Origin of the sequence: Actinophytocola sp. (assembly GCF_035712165.1) — a bacterium.
GTDB lineage: Bacteria > Actinomycetota > Actinomycetes > Mycobacteriales > Pseudonocardiaceae > DASYTH01.
The window spans coordinates 1-14,319 of record NZ_DASTBH010000545.1; the positions used below are offsets into that span (position 1 = coordinate 1).

At 70.4% G+C, this 14,319-nt stretch carries 17 protein-coding genes; 13 read left to right on the plus strand and 4 right to left on the minus strand.

The features are described 5' to 3' along the window. Positions 1–108 precede the first annotated feature (108 nt). Genes era through VFO68_RS30880 form a run of 5 tightly spaced genes read left to right on the plus strand, consistent with a single transcriptional unit; the run spans position 109 to position 3,556 of the window. On the plus strand, positions 109–1,002 hold the full coding sequence (gene era, locus VFO68_RS30860; RefSeq protein ID WP_325161939.1) for a GTPase Era: 894 nt from the start codon (positions 109–111) through the stop codon (positions 1,000–1,002). A 3-nt stretch (positions 1,003–1,005) separates the two neighbouring features. Continuing rightward, positions 1,006–1,566 carry a dihydrofolate reductase family protein gene (locus tag VFO68_RS30865; protein WP_325161940.1) on the plus strand — a complete coding sequence of 187 codons (561 nt, stop codon included), beginning with the start codon at positions 1,006–1,008 and terminating at the stop codon, positions 1,564–1,566. Positions 1,567–1,569: 3 nt separating this feature from the next. After that, positions 1,570–2,307, plus strand: coding sequence for a DNA repair protein RecO (recO, locus tag VFO68_RS30870; RefSeq protein WP_325161941.1), 738 nt, complete (start codon positions 1,570–1,572; stop codon positions 2,305–2,307). 14 nt (positions 2,308–2,321) lie between these two features. Then, positions 2,322–3,152: an isoprenyl transferase gene (locus VFO68_RS30875; RefSeq protein ID WP_325161942.1), complete on the plus strand. Its 831-nt coding sequence runs from the start codon at positions 2,322–2,324 to the stop codon at positions 3,150–3,152. Beyond that, positions 3,149–3,556 carry a hypothetical protein gene (locus VFO68_RS30880; RefSeq protein ID WP_325161943.1) on the plus strand — a complete coding sequence of 136 codons (408 nt, stop codon included), beginning with the start codon at positions 3,149–3,151 and terminating at the stop codon, positions 3,554–3,556. Before VFO68_RS30875 ends, VFO68_RS30880 begins: the two co-directional genes overlap by 4 nt. A 52-nt stretch (positions 3,557–3,608) precedes the next feature. Here the strand turns inward: VFO68_RS30880 and VFO68_RS30885 are convergent, their stop codons facing one another. Continuing rightward, a complete protein-coding gene (locus VFO68_RS30885) occupies positions 3,609–4,640 on the minus strand; it encodes a LacI family DNA-binding transcriptional regulator (RefSeq protein ID WP_325161944.1) in 1,032 nt (343 codons plus the stop codon). Between the two features lie 153 nt (positions 4,641–4,793). Between VFO68_RS30885 and VFO68_RS30890 the strand changes: the two genes are divergently transcribed. The 4 genes from VFO68_RS30890 (at position 4,794) to VFO68_RS30905 (ending at position 9,473) form a co-directional block, all read left to right on the plus strand. After that, positions 4,794–6,095 carry an ABC transporter substrate-binding protein gene (locus VFO68_RS30890; protein ID WP_325161945.1) on the plus strand — a complete coding sequence of 434 codons (1,302 nt, stop codon included), beginning with the start codon at positions 4,794–4,796 and terminating at the stop codon, positions 6,093–6,095. A gap of 82 nt (positions 6,096–6,177) precedes the next feature. After that, positions 6,178–7,173: a sugar ABC transporter permease gene (locus tag VFO68_RS30895; RefSeq protein WP_325161946.1), complete on the plus strand. Its 996-nt coding sequence runs from the start codon at positions 6,178–6,180 to the stop codon at positions 7,171–7,173. Next, on the plus strand, positions 7,170–8,054 hold the full coding sequence (locus VFO68_RS30900; RefSeq protein ID WP_325161947.1) for a carbohydrate ABC transporter permease: 885 nt from the start codon (positions 7,170–7,172) through the stop codon (positions 8,052–8,054). The genes VFO68_RS30895 and VFO68_RS30900 overlap by 4 nt, the downstream gene beginning before the upstream one ends. A 12-nt stretch (positions 8,055–8,066) precedes the next feature. Further along, positions 8,067–9,473, plus strand: coding sequence for a GH1 family beta-glucosidase (locus VFO68_RS30905; RefSeq protein ID WP_325161954.1), 1,407 nt, complete (start codon positions 8,067–8,069; stop codon positions 9,471–9,473). Between the two features lie 57 nt (positions 9,474–9,530). Here the strand turns inward: VFO68_RS30905 and VFO68_RS30910 are convergent, their stop codons facing one another. The 3 genes from VFO68_RS30910 to VFO68_RS30920 form a co-directional block, all read right to left on the minus strand. Continuing rightward, positions 9,531–9,941 carry a Fur family transcriptional regulator gene (locus VFO68_RS30910; protein WP_325161948.1) on the minus strand — a complete coding sequence of 137 codons (411 nt, stop codon included), beginning with the start codon at positions 9,939–9,941 and terminating at the stop codon, positions 9,531–9,533. Beyond that, complete coding sequence (locus VFO68_RS30915) at positions 9,938–10,282, minus strand: ArsR/SmtB family transcription factor (RefSeq protein ID WP_414635607.1); 345 nt, start codon at positions 10,280–10,282, stop codon at positions 9,938–9,940. Before VFO68_RS30915 ends, VFO68_RS30910 begins: the two co-directional genes overlap by 4 nt. Before the next feature lie 104 nt (positions 10,283–10,386). Next, positions 10,387–10,671: a hypothetical protein gene (locus tag VFO68_RS30920; RefSeq protein WP_325161949.1), complete on the minus strand. Its 285-nt coding sequence runs from the start codon at positions 10,669–10,671 to the stop codon at positions 10,387–10,389. A 106-nt stretch (positions 10,672–10,777) separates the two neighbouring features. Here VFO68_RS30920 and VFO68_RS30925 point away from each other — a divergent pair, with 106 nt between their 5' ends. From VFO68_RS30925 to VFO68_RS30940, 4 genes are all read left to right on the plus strand, one after another. Continuing rightward, positions 10,778–12,166 (plus strand): glycine--tRNA ligase, encoded by a 1,389-nt coding sequence (locus VFO68_RS30925; protein WP_325161950.1) that lies wholly within the window; start codon positions 10,778–10,780, stop codon positions 12,164–12,166. A 29-nt stretch (positions 12,167–12,195) separates the two neighbouring features. Beyond that, complete coding sequence (locus VFO68_RS30930; protein WP_325161951.1) at positions 12,196–12,828, plus strand: YdcF family protein; 633 nt, start codon at positions 12,196–12,198, stop codon at positions 12,826–12,828. A 10-nt stretch (positions 12,829–12,838) separates the two neighbouring features. Further along, positions 12,839–14,113: a deoxyguanosinetriphosphate triphosphohydrolase gene (locus tag VFO68_RS30935; RefSeq protein WP_325161952.1), complete on the plus strand. Its 1,275-nt coding sequence runs from the start codon at positions 12,839–12,841 to the stop codon at positions 14,111–14,113. A 20-nt stretch (positions 14,114–14,133) separates the two neighbouring features. Then, a partial coding sequence (locus VFO68_RS30940) for a hypothetical protein (protein WP_325161953.1) occupies positions 14,134–14,319 on the plus strand: 186 nt, incomplete at its 3' end.

Genomic DNA, 14,319 nt, shown 5'->3' on the forward strand with positions numbered 1-14,319 from the left:
GCAGCCCCTGCACGCCTCCGACGTGGACGTGGTGCGTGACCTGGGCGGCCCGGGGGTGCCGGTGGTGGGCTGCGCCGTCGACGGCTCCGTGCGGGAGAGCACGGAGACGTGACGCACCGCTGCGGCTTCGCCTGCCTGGTCGGCCGGCCCAACGCCGGGAAGTCGACGCTGACCAACGCCTTGGTGGGGACCAAGGTGGCGATCACGTCGAGCAAGCCGCAGACGACCCGGCACGCCATCCGGGGGATCGTGCACCGACAGGACGCGCAGCTGGTCATCGTGGACACTCCGGGGCTGCACCGGCCGCGGACCCTGTTGGGTCAGCGGCTCAACGACGTGGTGCGGGAGACCTGGTCCGAAGTGGACGTCGTGGGGTTCTGTGTGCCGGCAGACGAGCGGGTCGGGCCGGGGGACCGGTTCATCGCCAAGGAGCTGGCCAAGGTCGCGCGGCGCACGCCGGTGATCGGGGTGGTGACCAAGACCGACCTGGTGCGGCCGGAGCAGGTGGCGGAGCAGTTGCTGGAGCTGCAGGACGTGCTGGAGTTCGCCGAGCTGATCCCGGTGTCGGCGGTGGACGGCTTCCAGGTCGGCGCCCTGGCCGACCTCCTGGTGACGCGGCTGCCGGAGGGACCGCCGCTGTATCCGGGCGGTGAGCTGACCGACGAGCCGGAGGCCACCCTGGTCGCGGAGCTGATCCGGGAGGCCGCCCTGGAGGGCGTGCGCGACGAACTGCCGCACTCGATCGCCGTCACCGTCGAGGAGATGGTGCCGCACGAGGGCCGGGACGACATGATCGACGTGCACGCCCTGCTCTACGTCGAACGCCCCAGCCAGAAAGGGATCATCCTGGGGCACAAGGGCGAGCGGCTGCGCGAGGTCGGCACGACCGCCCGCCGGCAGATCGAGGCGCTGCTGGGCAGCAAGATCTACCTCGACCTGCACGTCAAGGTGGCCAAGGACTGGCAGCGCGACCCCAAACAGCTGCGCCGCCTAGGGTTCTAGACCATGCGCCGGATCAGCTACGGGTTCACCGTGTCCCTGGACGGTTTCATCGCCGGGCCGGACGACGAGATCGACTGGAGCGCGCCCGACCAGGAGTTACACGAGTTTTACAACGACCAGGCCCGGGAGAGCGACCTTTACCTCTACGGCCGCCGGCTGTACCAGCTGATGCAGCGGTACTGGCCGACCGCCGACCAGGACCCGGACGCACCGGCGTACGTGGTCGACTACGCCCGGCTCTGGCGGGCCACTCCCAAGATCGTGTTCTCCACCACCCTGACCGAGGTCGAGGGGCATGCCCGGCTGGCCGGCGGGGACCCGATCGAGCTGGTTCGTGAGCTCAAACGGGCGCCCGGCAAGGAGATCCAGGTCGGCGGCGCGGGCCTGGCGGCCAGCCTGATGCCGCACCGCCTGATCGACGAGTTCCACGTCGTGATCGCTCCGGTGGTGCTCGGCGCCGGCACCCCGTTCTTCCCGAAGTTGGCCGACCGGATCGGCCTGCGTCACCTGGAGACGCGGACCTTCGGTTCCGGGGTGGTCTACCTGCGCTATGCGACGATGTAGCACGTGACCCTGTACCGCGACACCGGTGTGGTGCTGCGCGTGCAGAAGCTCGGCGAGGCGGACCGGATCATCACGCTGCTCACCCAGCGGCACGGCAAGGTCCGCGCGGTGGCCAAGGGGGTGCGCCGCACGACCTCCCGGTTCGGCGCGCGGGTGGAGCCGTTCGCCCACGTCGACGTGCAGTTCTACACCGGGCGCACGCTGGACATCATCACTCAGGTGCAGACCCTCGACGCGTTCGGCGCCGGCCTGGTCGGTGACTACCCGCGTTACACCGCCGCCTGCGCCGTGCTGGAGACCGCCGACCGGCTCTCCGCCGAGGAGGGGGAGCCGGTGCTGCGGCTCTACCTGCTGGTGGCCGGGGCGTTGCGGGCGCTGGCCGACGGGCAGCGGGACGCCACGCTGGTGCTGGACGCCTTCCTGCTCCGGGCGATGGCCTTCGCCGGCTGGTCGCCTGCGGTGCTCGAGTGCGCCCGGTGCAACGAGCCGGGCCCGCACCGCTCGTTCAGCGTGGCGGCCGGCGGCTCGGTCTGCCCGCGCTGCCGCCCGCCCGGCTCGGCCACCCCGGCGCCGGAGACGCTGGACCTGCTGGACGCCCTGATGCACGGGCAGTGGGGCCGGGTGGACGCCGCGCCGGCCGGGGCCAGGCGGGAGGGCAGCGGTCTGGTGGCCGCGCTGCTGCAGTGGCACCTGGAACGCCAGCTCCGCTCGCTGCCGCTGGTGGAGCGGAAGTCCCTCTGAAGTACGGTCGGGACATGCTGCGACGACGGAAGGGCGCGCCGGACCCGGCCGGGCCGGTGCAGCCGCCGCAGCCGCACCCGTCCGGAGCCCGGCCGCCGGCCATCCCCGCCGAGCTGGTGCCCCGGCACGTGGCGATCGTCATGGACGGCAACGGGCGCTGGGCCAACCAGCGCGGGCTGACCAGGATCGAGGGGCACAAGCGCGGCGAGGCGGTGGTGGTGGACGTGGCCGCCGGCTGCATCGAGCTGGGGGTGCGCTGGCTGTCGCTGTACGCGTTCTCCACGGAGAACTGGCGGCGCAGCCCCGAGGAGGTCCGCTTCCTGATGGGCTTCTCCCGGGACGTGATCCACCGCCGCACCGACGCGCTGGACGCGATGGGGGTGCGGGTGCACTGGGTCGGCCGGCGGCCCCGGCTGTGGCGCAGCGTGATCCGCGAGCTGGAGTCGGCCGAGCAGCGCACCCGCGACAACGACGTGCTGCACCTGGCGATGTGCGTGAACTACGGCGGCCGGGCCGAGATCGGCGACGCGGCGCGGGAGATCGCCCGGCTGGCCGCGGCCGGGCGGATCAACCCGGACAAGGTGGACGAGCGGACCGTCGCCCGGTACCTCCACGAGCCGGACATGCCGGACGTGGACCTGTTCATCCGCCCGTCGGGGGAGCGCCGCACGTCCAACTTCATGCTGTGGCAGTCCGCCTACGCCGAGCTGGTGTTCCAGGACATCCTGTGGCCGGACTTCGACCGGCGGGACCTGTGGCGGGCCTGCGAGGAGTTCGCCAGCCGCGACCGGCGCTTCGGGGGCGCCATCGACAGCGCGGCCGAGCCGGAAAGGGAAGAGGTTTGACGAGCGACCTGATCGAGCGGACGCGAACCGCGCTGGAGCAGTTCCACGACGTCAACAGCGATGTGGACGGCACCCTGACGTTCCGGCACGGCGAGGTGCCGTGCGCGGTGCACGCGATGGAGCTGTCCGAGGGCCTGGTCGTGCTGAGCCTGACCTGCGTGGTGGCCTGGGACCTGCCGGACGACCCGGCGCTGGCCGTGTCCGCGGCCGAGCGGGCCGGTCAGGGCCTGTTCGGCACGCTCGGCGTTGTGCACACCGACCGGGGCATGGATGTCACGCTGCGCTACGCGTTCCCGGCCGACGGCCTGGCCCCGCCGGCCCTGGGCACGCTGCTGATGCTGGTGGTGTCCACCGCCTCCCAGCTGCGCGCCGAACTGCTGCACACCGGCGCGCGGCAGGGCTAGCGGTAGCACCCTTCACCGGAACGTAACAACCGCACAAAATTCCGAGAGCCGGCTAGGCCGAGCCCCGGCGCGCGATGGACACCGGCAGGATCTTCGTTCCCGGCCGCACCGGGTCGCCGGCGAGCAGCGCGATCAGGGTGCGGACCATGGCGCCGATCTGCTCGCGCGGGTCCTGGTGCACCGAGGTCAGCGGCGGGTTCATGGCCGGCGCCAGGGTCGGGTGATCGTCGAAGCCGACCACGGCGACGTCCTCGGGGATGCGCCGGCCCTGCGCGATGAGGGTGCGCATCGCCCCGGCCGCCATGGGGTCGCTGGCGGCGAACACGGCGTCGAGGTCCGGGCAGCGGCGCAGCAGACTGCGCATCGCCCGCTCGCCACCCTCCAGGGTGAAGTCGCCGGACTCGCACATGCCCTCGATCGGCAGGTTCTCCCCGATCAGGGCGTCCTCCCAGCCGGTGAGCCGGTCCCGGGCGGCGGGGTGGTCGAGCGGGCCGGTCACGGTGGCGATCCGGGTGCGGCCGATGCCGAGCAGGTGTTCGACGGCCATCCGGGCGCCGCCCTGGTTGTCGAAGTCGACGGTGTGGATGCCCCGGCTGATCGTGCCGGGCCGGCCACCGAACACCACCGGCAGCCGGAGCAGCCGCAGCGCCGTGGGCAGCGGGTCGCCCTTGTGCGGGGCGATGACCAGCGCGCCGTCGACGTGGCCGCCCTCCAGGAAGCGGATGGTCCTCGGCACGTCGTCCCGGGTGTCGACGAACATCAGCAGCATCTGCATCCCGGCCGCGGTGAGCTCGCGAAACGCGCCGTGCATGATGGCCGCGAAATAGGGGTCGTCCAGTACCTTTGACTCGGGCTCGGACAGCACCAGGGCCACCGCGCCGGTCCGCTTCGTGACCAGGGACCGGGCGGCCTGGTTGGGTGAGTATCCGAGCGCCGCGGCCGCCGCGAGGACCACCTCGCGCGACCGACTGCTGACGTAGGCGTCGTCATTGAGCGCCCGGGACGCGGTCGATCGCGAGACGCCAGCGTATGCTGCGACGTCTTCGAGCGTGGGACGTTCGTCCTGGCTGGGTCCGGCTGCCACGCAGTGCAGCGTACTGCATCTGGGAGCGCTCTCAAACGAACCCGTAACACAACAGGCACAGTGCCTTGACATACCCGGGGGTCAGAGCCAGACTCAGCCCCACCAATTCTGGGAGCGCTCCCAGAGTCCCCACTCGTCAGCAAGGGGTTTGACGTGCGACAACAGCTACAGAGGGCGTTCTTCGGCGCGATCGCCCTGGTCACCGCGTGCTCACTGTCGGGCTGCGGTGGCGACGAAGGCGCCGGAGGTTCCGGCGGCACCACTTCGTCCGGGCCAGTTGAGCTCACCCTTTCGACGTTCGGCGAGTTCGGCTATGAGGACTTGATCAAGGAGTACATGGCCCAGCACTCCAACATCACGATCAAGCACGACAAGGTCGGTCAGGGCGGCCCGTACCACGAGGCGCTGCTCACCAAGCTGGCCGGCGGATCGGGGGCGGCGGACGTGTCCGCCCTTGAGGAGGGCCACCTCTCCGACGTGTTGAGCAAGCCGCAGCTGTTCAACAACCTGGAGCAGATCGGCCCCAAGGACGTCAACAAGGAGCGCTGGCTGGACTGGAAGTACGACGCGGCCAAGGCCAAGGACGGCACGCTGATCGGCTACGGCACCGACATCGGTCCGCTGGCCATGTGCTACCGCAAGGACCTGCTGCAGGCAGCCGGCATGCCGTTCGAGCCGGAGGCGGTCAAGCCGCTGTTCGCCACGTGGGACTCCTACTTCGCCGCCGGTGACCAGTACGTCGCCAAGACCGGCAAGGCCTGGTTCGACAGCGACTCGCAGATCTTCAACGCCATGCAGAACCAGCTCAAGGTCGGTTACATCGACAAGGAAGACAAGCTGGTCATCGAGTCCAACCCGGACATCAAGAAGAACTTCGACAAGGTGACCGCGGCCGGTGGGCGCGGCCAGACCGCCAAGCTCGCCGCGTTCAGCAACGAGTGGAACAGCGGCTTCAAGACCGGCGCGTTCGCCACCAAGACCTGCCCGGGCTGGATGCTCGGTGTGATCAAGGAGCAGTCCGGTCCCGAGCTGTCCGGCAAGTGGGCCGTCACCGACGCCTTCCCCGACGGCGGCGGCAACTGGGGCGGCTCGTACCTGACCGTCCCCAAGCAGAGCAAGCACCCGAAGGAGGCCGCTGAGCTCGCCGCGTGGCTGACCGCGCCCGAGCAGCAGATCAAGGCGTTCAAGGCGAAGGGCACCTTCCCCAGCCAGGTCAAGGCCCTGGAAGCGGGCGAGCTGCTGTCCGCCACCAACCCGTACTTCGGTGGCGTCAAGGACGGCGAGCTGTTCGCGAAGATGGCCCGCAAGGTCGGTCCGGCCCAGTACAAGGGCCCCGGCGACGGGCAGATCCAGGAGAACGCGATGAGCCCGGCTCTGCAGGCCGTTGAGCAGGGCAAGTCGGCGGCGGAAGGATGGCAGCAGGCGGTCGACGCCGCCAAGCGCATCGCCAAGTAGTGGATCGTCGCGCCCGGTCCGGCTGGGTCGGTTCCCGCCGGACCGGGCGCGAAGCCACGCACGCACGCCGAAAGGAATCGCCATGTCGGAAACGATCACCAAACCGGTATCGCCACCGGCATCGCGGGATCCAGCACCACGGAACAGACAGAAGCTCAGCCTCCGGCAGAAGCTGAGCATCGCCGACGTCAGGTACTCGCCGTACCTGTTCATCTCGCCGTTCTTCATCCTGTTCGCGATCACCGGGCTGTTCCCGCTGCTGTTCACCGCCTACATCTCGCTGTTCGACTGGGAACTGCTCGACGACACCGGCAAGTTCATCGGGCTGGAGAACTACGCGACCCTGCTCGGCGACGACCAGTTCTGGAACGCGCTGGTCAACACCGTGAGCATCTTCCTGCTCTCCAGCGTTCCGCAGGTGATCATCGCGGTGCTGCTCGCCGCGCTGCTCAACACCAACCTGCGAGCCTCCACCGGATGGCGGGTCGGGGTGCTGGTTCCCTACGTGGCCAGCCTGGTCGCGGTGGGGATCATCTTCGGCAACCTGTTCGGCGTCCAGTACGGCCTGGTCAACAGCGTGCTGGAGACGTTCGGGCTGGACCGGATCAACTGGCAGAACGACCGGCTCGCCAGCCACGTCGCCATCGCGGTCATGGTGAACTGGCGGTGGACCGGGTACAACACGCTGATCGTGCTGGCGGCCATGCAGGCCATCCCGCGCGATCTGATCGAGGCGGCGGTCGTGGACGGCGCGAACGCCGTGCGCAGGTTCGTCAGCATCGTGCTGCCGCTGCTGAGACCCACGCTGATCTTCGTGATCATCACGTCGACGATCGGCGGCCTGCAGATCTTCACCGAGCCGAGGCTGTTCACCGAACTGCCGGGCTCGAGCAACGGCGGGGCGGAGAACCAGTTCCAGACCGTGACGCTCTACATGTACCAGTCCGGGTTCCAGTACCAGGACCTCGGCTACGCCTCGGCGATCGCCTGGGCACTGTTCCTCGTGATCATCGTGTTCGCGCTGATCAATTTCCTGTTGACCAGACGAATCGCATCCAGTGGTGAGGCAGACCGATGACCGCCGTGACGTTGCTCGGCAGGCGAACCCCGGCGTCCAGGGGGCGCCGGGGCCTGACCTTCGGCGACCGGCGGGCGCGGTTCTGGGTCTACGGCCTGCTGATCGCGTTCCTGCTCGGCTCGGCGTTCCCGCTGTACTGGTCGTTTCTGGTGGCCAGCCGGGACACGTCGATCCTCACCGAGCACGTTCCGCCACTGCTGCCCGGCGGCAACTTCTTCGCCAACGCGGCACGGGTGTTCGACACGGTCCCGTTCTGGAAGGCACTCGGCAACAGCGTGATCGTCGGCGGGGTGGTCACGCTCACCACGGTGTTCTTCTCCACCCTGGCCGGTTTCGCGTTCGCCAAACTGCGGTTCCGCGGCCGGGACGGCCTGTTCCTGTTCGTGGTCGCCACGCTCGCCGTGCCGACCCAGCTCGGCATCATTCCCCTCTACATCGCGATGTCCGATCTCGGCTGGACCGGGACCCTGTGGGCGGCCATGGTGCCCAACCTGGTCACGGCGATCGGTGTGTTCTGGATGCGGCAGTACACCGCACAGGTGGTGCCCTACGAACTGATCGAAGCGGCCAGGGTGGACGGTTGCAGCATGATCCGCGTGTACTGGCACGTGTGCCTGCCCGCGGTTCGGCCGGCAGCCGCGTTCCTGGCCATGTTCACGTTCATGACCTCGTGGAACGACTTCATGTGGCCCCTGATCGTGCTCAACGCCGATAACCCGACGGTGCAGGTCGCGTTGGAGAAGCTGCAGGCCGGCTACTACGTCGACTACTCGTTGGTGCTCGCCGGCACGACGCTGGCCACCATCCCGATCTTGATCATTCTGATCCTGCTCGGCCGCCAGATCGTGGCCGGGATCATGCATGGCGCCGTTAAGGGGTGAGAAGTGTCTGTAATCCCTGAAGAGGTCAGATCCACATCGGACTCGGAGGGAGTAGTAACCCACAGGTTCCCGCCCGGCTTCGTCTGGGGCGCCGCCACCGCGGCCTTCCAGATCGAGGGATCGACCACTGTGGACGGCCGAACGGACTCCATCTGGGACGAATTCTGCCGCCGGCCGGGCGCGGTGTGCGACGGTGACACCGGCGACCCCGCCGTGGACCACTACCGTCGCTACGAACGCGATGTCGCGCTGATGGCCGAACTCGGGCTGGGCGCGTACCGGTTCTCCATCGCCTGGCCCCGGGTGCGCCCGGACGGCGGCGAGGTCAACCCGCGCGGGCTGGACTTCTACGAGCGGCTGGTCGACCTGTTGCTGGACAACGGCATCGCTCCGTGGGCGACCTTCTACCACTGGGATCTCCCGCAGGCCCTCGAGGAGCGCGGTGGCTGGACCAACCGGGACACCGCATACCGCTTCGCCGAGTACGTCGACGCGGTGCTGGGCCGGCTGGGTGACCGGGTGCCGGTCTGGACCACGCTCAACGAGCCGTGGTGTTCGGCCTTTCTCGGCTATGCCAGCGGAATCCACGCGCCGGGTCGCACCGAGCCGCGGGCCGCGGTCGCCGCCGTGCACCACCTGCTGCTGGCGCACGGCCTCGGGATCGCCGCGGTCCGCGCGCAGGCCCCGGCCGCCGACGCCGGCGTCACCCTCAACCTGTTCCCGGTGGAGGCGGCCGACCCGGACTCGCCGGCCGACCGGGAGGCCGCGCGGATCGTCGACGGCCTGCAGAACCGGATCTTCCTCGACCCGGTGCTGCGCGGGGCCTATCCGGCCGACATGGTCGAACACCTGGCCCCGTACGGCCTCACCGAGCACATCCAGGATGGCGACCTGGAACTGATCTCCGCGCCGCTGGACCTGCTCGGCGTCAACTACTACCGGGGGCACATGGTTTCCGGGGCGCCGGACAACGCGCCGCAGGGCCCGTCGGACTGGATCGGGGCCGAGCACGTCCGGTTCCTGTCCACCGGGATGCCGCTGACCGACAGCGGCTGGGAGGTGCAGCCACCCGGCCTGCTCGACACGCTGATCCGGGTGCACCAGGACTACCCGGCGATTCCGTTGCACATCACCGAGAACGGCGCCGCCTACCGGGACGTGTTCGCCGACGACGGCACGATCCGGGACGTGGACCGGATCGAGTTCCTGGACGCGCACCTGCGCGCCGCGCACGCCGCGATCGAGCGGGGAGTCGACCTGCGCGGCTACTTCTACTGGTCGCTGCTGGACAACTTCGAGTGGGCCGAGGGCTACGCGAAGCGGTTCGGCATCGTGCACGTCGACTACACCACCCAGGTCCGCACCCCGAAGCAGAGTGCCCGGTGGTACGCCAAGGTGATCTCCGACAACGGTTTCTGAGCGCACGGCCCCCGTTGGAAAGCAATGCCACGTTGCTTTCCAACGGCGGCGCCGGGCTCAGCCCACGCAGGCCGCGCAGGTGCCGAACACCTCGACCGTGTGGCTCACCGCGGAGAAGCCGTTCTCCGCCGCGACCCGTTCGGCCCACCGCTCCACGGCCGGCCCCTCGACCTCCACCGTGCGTCCGCAGCCGCGGCACACCAGATGGTGGTGGTGGTGCTCGGAGCAACGCCGGTAGACGGCCTCGCCGGTGTCGGTGCGCAGCACGTCGATCTCGCCGGCGTCGGCCAGCGACTGCAGCGTGCGGTAGACGGTGGTCAGCCCGATGCCCTGGCCGCGCTTGCGCAACTCCTCGTGCAGGTCCTGGGCGGAGCGGAAGTCGGTGGTCTGCTCGAGCAGTTCGGCGACCGCGGCCCGCTGTTTCGTCGAGCGCCGGCCGGGCACCAGCGGGAAGCTGCGGTCGGTCACCGGCTGCCTTCCTCCGCGTGCGCCACCGCGTCGACGACGATGTGCGACAGGTGCTCGTCGACGAGGCGGTAGACCACCTCGCGACCGTGCCGCTCGCCGTGCACCACGCCGGCCGCCTTGAGCACCCGCAGGTGCTGGCTGATCAGTGGTTGGGCCACCCCGAGCGCGTCGACCAGTTCGTGCACACACCGGTCCGCAGCACGCAGTTCGAGCACGATCGCGATGCGCACCGGCGCCGCGAGCGCCCGGAGCAGATCGCCGGCCGCGGCCAGCGTGCCCGCCGGCCGGCGGGTGACCGGGGCGATCGCCGGGCGGTCCGGAGAGTGCTCGGCGGCCGGCAGCGTGTCCGGTGCGGCTTCCGAGGTCACGGTCACTCCAGTTCGCAGTGGTTACCGTGTTCAACAGTGTAGTTGGATCCGGCCGGACAAGGGCGTGCGCCCAGGGACTACCGCACCAGCAGCATGGACAGCGCCGCGGCCGCCAGCACGCACAGGATCACCACCCGGCCGGCCCGCGCCGCCGGGCCGAGCACGCCCCAGGTGGCCGACAGCAGCACCCCGACGCCGATCGCGAGCGCCCCGAGCAGCACCGCGCCGAGCGGGCCGCGAACCACGATGGCCACCGCGAACACCGCGATGACCACCAGGAACGCCACCACCGGCGGCACCTTGGCCAACGGGCCGGAGCCGGCGAGCATTTGTTGCCGGCTTGAACGTCGGTCACGGGCCATGATGTTCATCTTGCTACAACCCCTGTATCCCCCGTTCGGGGCGGCCGGCCCGCGGGTACGCTGAGGAGTCTTCCCCCGCCGCTGGTATCCAAGCCATGGAGTGCCCGTGCCTGCCGATCGCATCGAGACCGTTGTCAGCCTGTGCAAGCGTCGCGGGTTCGTCTACCCGTGCGGCGAGATCTACGGCGGAACCCGGTCGGCATGGGACTACGGCCCGCTCGGCGTGGAGCTCAAGGAGAACATCAAGCGCGCCTGGTGGAAGGCCATGGTGCAGGGCCGCGAGGACGTGGTCGGCCTGGACTCCTCGGTGATCCTGCCGCGCCAGGTGTGGCTGGCCTCCGGACACGTGGCCGCGTTCCACGACCCGCTGGTCGAGTGCACCTCCTGCCACCGCCGGTTCCGCGAGGACCAACTGGTCGAGGAGTACGCCCAGCGCACCGGAAAGGCGGTCGCCGAGCACGACCTGTCCGAAGTGCCCTGCCCGCACTGCGGCAACCGCGGCCAGTACACCGAGCCGCGCGAGTTCAACATGATGCTCAAGACCCACCTCGGGCCGGTGGAGTCCGAGGAGGGCCTGCACTACCTGCGGCCGGAGACCGCGCAGGGCATCTTCGTCAACTTCCTCAACGTGCTGACCACCTCGCGGCGCAAGCCGCCGTTCGGCATCGGGCAGATCGGCAAGTCGTTCCGCAACGAGATCACGCCGGGCAACTTCATCTTCCGCACCCGCGAGTTCGAGCAGATGGAGATGGAGTTCTTCGTCGAGCCGGGCACCGACGAGGAGTGGCACCAGTACTGGATCGACGAGCGGATGCGCTGGTACACCGATCTCGGCATCGTCAAGGACAACCTGCGCGTCTACGAGCACCCGGCGGAGAAGCTGTCGCACTACTCCAAGCGCACCGTGGACATCGAGTACCGGTTCCAGTTCGGCGGCCTGGAATGGGGCGAGCTGGAAGGCATCGCGAACCGGACCGACTTCGACCTCACCACGCACTCCAACCATTCCGGTGTGGACCTGTCCTACTTCGACCAGGCCACCAACTCGCGGTACCGGCCGTTCGTGATCGAACCGGCGGCCGGGGTCGGACGTCCGCTGATGGCCTTCCTGCTCGACGCCTACGCCGAGGACGAGGCGCCCAACGCCAAGGGCGGCGTGGACAAGCGGGTGGTGCTGCGGCTGGACCGGCGGCTCGCGCCGGTCAAGGTGGCGGTGCTTCCGTTGTCCCGCAACGCTGACCTGTCCCCGAAGGCCAAGGACGTCGCGACCGCGCTGCGCCGGCACTGGAACGTGGACTTCGACGACGCCGGCGCGATCGGCCGGCGCTACCGCCGCCAGGACGAGATCGGCACGCCGTTCTGCGTGACCGTCGACTTCGACACGTTGAGCGACCAGGCCGTGACCGTTCGGGAGCGCGACACGATGTCCCAGGAGCGGGTGTCGCTGGACGCGCTGGAGTCCTACCTGGCCGGCCAGCTCATCGGCGTCTCCTGATCCGCTCCCGGTCTGCGAGGATGGCGACCATGCGGTTCGTTCGGCGGCTGGTGTTGGGCGTACTTCTGATCGGCGCGCTGGTCGTCGCCGGCACCGGGGTGCGGGTCTGGCAGGTGGCCCGGGTGGACGACCGCAGCCCGGCCGACGTCGTGGTGGTGCTCGGCGCCGCGCAGTACGACGGCAAGCCCTCGAAGATCCTGGAAGCCCGGCTGCGCCACGCGATGACGCTCTACCAGGACGGCGTCGCCGGGCACATCGTCACCGCGGGCGGCCGGCAGGCGGGGGACAACTACACCGAGGCCGACGCCGGCGGCCGCTGGCTCACCGCCCAGGGCGTGCCCCGGGACCGGGTGATCGAGGTGGACGAGGGCACCGACACGCTGGGGACGCTGCGCGCGGTCGCCGACGCGGTGAAGGCTCGGGGCTGGCGCACCGCGGTGATCGTGAGCGACCCGTGGCACTCGCAGCGGGCCCGCACCATGGCGGCCGACGTCGGGCTGGACGCCTGGACCTCGCCCACGCACAGCGGGCCGATCGTGCAGACCAGGGGAACCCAGCTGCGGTACATCGCCCGGGAGACCGCGGCCCTGCTCTACTACCGCCTCACCCGGGCGACCGCCGAGGGCATCGGCATCAACGAGGACGTCACGGCGGACAAGTGACGGGGGCGAAGTGACGGGTCCGCTTCCGGGCTACACCGGCCACGACACCGAACGGGCGCGTCCCGAGCCGCCGAAGTCGGCCACGCTGCCCGGCGCCTGGCCGTCCCGGCGCACCCCGTTCGACCGGGACCGGGCCCGGGTGCTGCACTCGGCGGCGCTGCGCCGGCTGGCCGGCAAGACCCAGGTGGTCGGGCCGCACGAGGGCTCCGAGGTGAGCGGCATCCCGCGGACCCGGTTGACGCATTCGCTCGAGGTGGCCCAGATCGGCCGGGGCATCGCCGAGGAGCTGGGGGCCGACCCGGACGTGGTGGACACCGCGGGGCTCGCCCACGACATCGGCCATCCGCCGTTCGGGCACAACGGCGAGACCGCGCTGGACGCCGCCGCCGCGGCCTGCGGCGGGTTCGAGGGCAACGCCCAGACACTGCGGATCCTGACCAGGCTGGAACCGAAGGTGCTCGGCGAGGACGGCAGCGAGCACGGGCTCAACCTCACCCGCGCCTGCCTGGACGCGGCCACGAAGTACCCGTGGGCGCGCAAGCCGGGGCTGGCCAAGTTCGGGGTCTACGACGACGACCGGGCCGTGTTCGACTGGATCCGGCAGGGCGCCCCGGGCGAGCGACGCTGTCTGGAGGCCCAGGTGATGGACTGGGCCGACGACGTGGCCTACTCCGTGCACGACGTGGAGGACGGGGTACGCGCCGGCCGGATCTCGCTGGCGACGCTCGCCGACCCGGCCGAGCGGGCGGCGCTGGCCGGGCTCGCGGCCAAGCACTTCTCCACGGAGCCGGCGTCGGCGCTGGAGGAGGCGGGCTGCGGGCTGCTGCGGCTGCCCGGGGTGGCTGAGCTGGCCGGTGCCCACTACGACGGTTCGCTGGGTGCCCAGGTGGCGCTCAAGCGGCTGACCAGCGAGTTGGTCGGGCGGTTCGCCTCGGCGGCGGTCACCGGGACCCGGCAGCGCTACGGCGCCGGGGTGCTGACCCGCTACGCCGCCGACCTCGTGGTGCCGCCCCGGGTGGCGGCTGAGGTGGCGCTGCTCAAGGCGGTCGCGTTGCGCTTCGTGATGAGCGACCCGGGCCGCCAGGCCGTGCAGACGGCCCAGCGCGAGCTGCTGGCCGAACTGGTCGAGGCACTGACGGCCCAGGCCCCGGAAGCGCTGGAGCCGGCGTTTCGCCCGGCCTGGCAGGCCGCGGCCGACGACGCCGCGCGGCTGCGCGTGGTGATCGACCAGGTCGCGGGTCTCACCGATGCCCAGGCGGTCGACTGGCACGCCACGTTCGTGTGATCCGTGGCACACTCGGTCGTATGGGGAGACGGCAACTCAACGTAAGCAGACCGCTGCGCTACGGACCCGGCCGGGACGCGCTGGGCCCGCGCCGGCCCGCGGTGCCGGCCGACGGCGACGCCTACGACGGCGACGACTACGGCGGCGACGACGACCCGGGCACCGCCGGGGTGCGCGAGCCGCGCCGGCCCACACCCCCCGGGCCG

Coding starts and splice junctions, on each gene's coding strand:
- VFO68_RS30865 (WP_325161940.1), top strand. CDS start 1,006: ATGCGCCGGATCAGCTACGGGTTCACCGTGTCCCTGGACGGTTTCATC.
- VFO68_RS30875 (WP_325161942.1), top strand. CDS start 2,322: ATGCTGCGACGACGGAAGGGCGCGCCGGACCCGGCCGGGCCGGTGCAG.
- VFO68_RS30895 (WP_325161946.1), top strand. CDS start 6,178: ATGTCGGAAACGATCACCAAACCGGTATCGCCACCGGCATCGCGGGAT.
- VFO68_RS30900 (WP_325161947.1), top strand. CDS start 7,170: ATGACCGCCGTGACGTTGCTCGGCAGGCGAACCCCGGCGTCCAGGGGG.
- VFO68_RS30920 (WP_325161949.1), bottom strand. CDS start 10,671: ATGGCCCGTGACCGACGTTCAAGCCGGCAACAAATGCTCGCCGGCTCC.
- VFO68_RS30930 (WP_325161951.1), top strand. CDS start 12,196: ATGCGGTTCGTTCGGCGGCTGGTGTTGGGCGTACTTCTGATCGGCGCG.